Source organism: Streptomyces sp. NPDC059456 (assembly GCF_042750055.1).
Lineage (GTDB): Bacteria > Actinomycetota > Actinomycetes > Streptomycetales > Streptomycetaceae > Streptomyces.
The window spans coordinates 1-2,584 of sequence record NZ_JBHYVA010000930.1 but is presented as its reverse complement, the minus strand read 5'-3'; the positions used below and the strand labels follow the sequence as shown (position 1 = coordinate 2,584).

The window sequence follows — 2,584 nt, the reverse complement described above, 5'->3', positions numbered from 1 at the left end:
AATCAAATCGGCGACGGCCGCGTCTGATGTGTATAAGAGACCGGGACGGGCCGGCCGGCCCCGTCCTGGCGGCGGCGCATCCGGGCGGCCGTCAGCGCCGGCAGCTCCAGGCGTTCCCGCAGCCGTGCCACCGCCGGCTCGAAGACCCGGTCGGCCATGTGCAGGGTGAACCGCCCCGTGGCCCGGTTGCCGAACCGGCCCAGCGAGCGGGCTCCCGCCACGACGGGCGCGAAGTCGCCGGTCGGGGCCGTGGGCGTCAGGTACACGCCCATGCTCGGTATCCCGGTGGCCTCGGAGACGTGCCAGCCGAGCGGGGCGGTGGTGGTCGACAGCAGGAGCAGGTCCGTGCCCTCGGTCACGGCATCGGCGAAGCCCTCGCCGAGATCGGTGAGGAACGCGGCGGCCGCCCGCATCAGTTCCCGTTTGCCCTGGACGGAGCCGTGCGCCCGGGGGTCGGCGGGCAGCGGCCGGAACTCCAGCCCGGCTTCCTCGGCCAGGGGCGCGAACGACCGCGTGGCGGCGAGCGCGACCTCGTGCCCCGCGTCGCGCAGGGCGACGCCGAGCCCGGTGTAGGGCGCGACGTCACCGCGCGATCCGGCCGTGGCGATCAGGATCCTCATCGGTGTTCCTCCGGAGTGGTTCTTCGACGGGCGTGTGGCGCGACGCGTTGGCGTGCACCGCCCGGGCCAGGTAGGCGGCCAGGCCCGGGCGCTGCTGCGAGGGCGGCACGAGGAGGGCGAAGGCGCGCGGATCCGAGGCGAAGTCGTCGGCGATCCGCCGGTGCATCCGTGGCGGACACGGCGTGAACCAGCGGGTCACGTGCAACCGGTGCTGCTCGGCGACGTCCATCGCCCGCCGGCCGTCGGCGGGTTCGCCGTCGGCGTGGACGGCGAGCAGCTCCGCCCGCCACGTGGCCGCCTCGGCCATCAGCCGGCGCCAGTCCTCCCTCGTGTGGGCGCCGGCCCGCGCCATCGCCTCCCGGTGCCCCTCCGAGTCCCGCCACTTCAGCTGGGCGTCGACGGCGTAGCTCAGGTCGAAGGAGATCTCGCCGAAGACCTCGAAGCGCTCCTCGGGCGTCAGCGACACCCCGGTCTGCTGGACTTCGATCGCCCGCTCGGCCACCTCGGCGAGCCGCTGCAGCCGGCCGATCTCCTCCGACAGCTGCCGCTGCCGGATCCGCAACTGCTCCAGCGCGTTGGCCTGCGGATCCGCGAGGATCTCGGCGATCTCCTCCAGGGCGAAGCCCAGTTCGCGGTAGAAGAGGATCTGCTGGAGCCGTGCGAGGTCGGCGTCGTCGTAGCGGCGGTACCCGGCCCGGCTGCGCTCACCGGGTGAGAGCAGGCCGGCCTTGTCGTAGTGGTGCAGCGTGCGTACGGTCACCCCGGCGAAGGCCGAGACCTGACCCACGGTATAGCCCATGTCCGGACCTGCCCTTTCGTTCGTCCACAGCCTCGAGCCTGACGTAAGGGGAGGGTCAACTCCGGGGAGCTCCCGCGGTGGAGGGGCCCGTCAGGTCGCGTCCGCCCCGGGGGCCGTCCTGCGGGCGTGCAGGGCGTGCGCACCCAGCGGCAGGGGGGTGTGGCCGACGAGCCGGAGCCCGCAGTCGCCCAGCAGCCGGGCGTAGTGGTCCGCGGTGCGCTCCGCGCCTCCGGTGTTGCACAGCATGTGCAGGTCCCAGGCGGTGGCCAGCGAGGGGGCCGCGGCGTCCGCCGGCAGCAGCCGCTCGACGATCAGGAGGTCGGCGTGCGGGGGCATGGCCCCCGCGCAGTGCCGCAGGATGCTGCGGCACCGGTCGTCGTCCCAGTCGTGCAGCACCCGCGAGAGCAGGTAGACGTCGCCGCCCGCGGGGACGTCCGCGAAGTCGCCCGCCCGGTAGTCGCAGCGCGCCCCGGCGGCGCCGCCCGCAAGGCGGGTGCGGGCCGCGGCGAGGACCTGGGGGCGTTCGAGCAGCACACCGCGCAGGGCGGGATGGGCGGTCAGGACGCGTTCGAGGAGTTCCCCGGTGCCGCCCGCGACGTCGACGACGGTACGGGGGCGACCGGGGGCGGCGGAAGCGGCGGCGGCCGCGAGGACCGGGTGCTCGGGGAGCGGATCGAACATCGTGGCCGAGGACGCCATGGACTGGTCGAACAGCGCGGACAGTTCCGGGTGGCGGGCGAAGTGGTCGAAGTGGTTCTCGCCGTGCAGGTACTCGAAGCCGGGCTCCCCGGTCCGCACGGTGTGGGCCAGGTGGGCGAACGACGCGTAGAACGGGCCGCCGTACATCAGGGCCAGCGGCCGCATCGAACACGGGGCCGCCGCGTCCAGGAGCGCGCCGGCACCGGTGAGGCGGTACCCGTCCGGCCCTTCGATCACCACGCCCAGCATGGCGAGGTACCGCAACAGGGTCGCCAGGCTCCGCGGGTCGGCCCCCACCTCCCGCGCCAGTTCCGCGGAACCGGAACCCGGGCGCCGGCCGATGGCCTCCGGGAGCCGGAGCTGCGCGCAGGCCGCCAGGGCCTGGGTGGTCCAGGCGCCGGTCCGCAGGCGCAGCAGCGGCTCCGCGGGCGCGGGGGCGGGTACCCCACACCGAGCCCCCCAGGCC

The 2,584-nt window shown here is 74.8% G+C and carries 2 protein-coding genes and 1 pseudogene; all 3 read right to left on the bottom strand.

Features of this window, described 5'->3' with window-relative positions:
• Positions 1-8: 8 nt before the first annotated feature.
• Positions 9-620 (bottom strand): annotated as a pseudogene (locus tag ACFXA3_RS40670) (glycosyltransferase); the annotation flags it as partial.
• Positions 583-1,419, bottom strand: coding sequence for a MerR family transcriptional regulator (locus ACFXA3_RS40665; RefSeq protein ID WP_385196200.1), 837 nt, complete (start codon positions 1,417-1,419; stop codon positions 583-585). The pseudogene ACFXA3_RS40670 and the gene ACFXA3_RS40665, both read right to left, overlap by 38 nt.
• Positions 1,420-1,509: 90 nt before the next feature.
• Positions 1,510-2,584, bottom strand: a 1,075-nt coding sequence (locus ACFXA3_RS40660) for a methyltransferase (RefSeq protein WP_385196197.1), incomplete at its 5' end; no start/stop codon positions are given.

Excerpts from the sequence above, each read along its gene's own strand:
- ACFXA3_RS40665 (WP_385196200.1), bottom strand. The coding sequence starts at position 1,419 with ATGGGCTATACCGTGGGTCAGGTCTCGGCCTTCGCCGGGGTGACCGTA.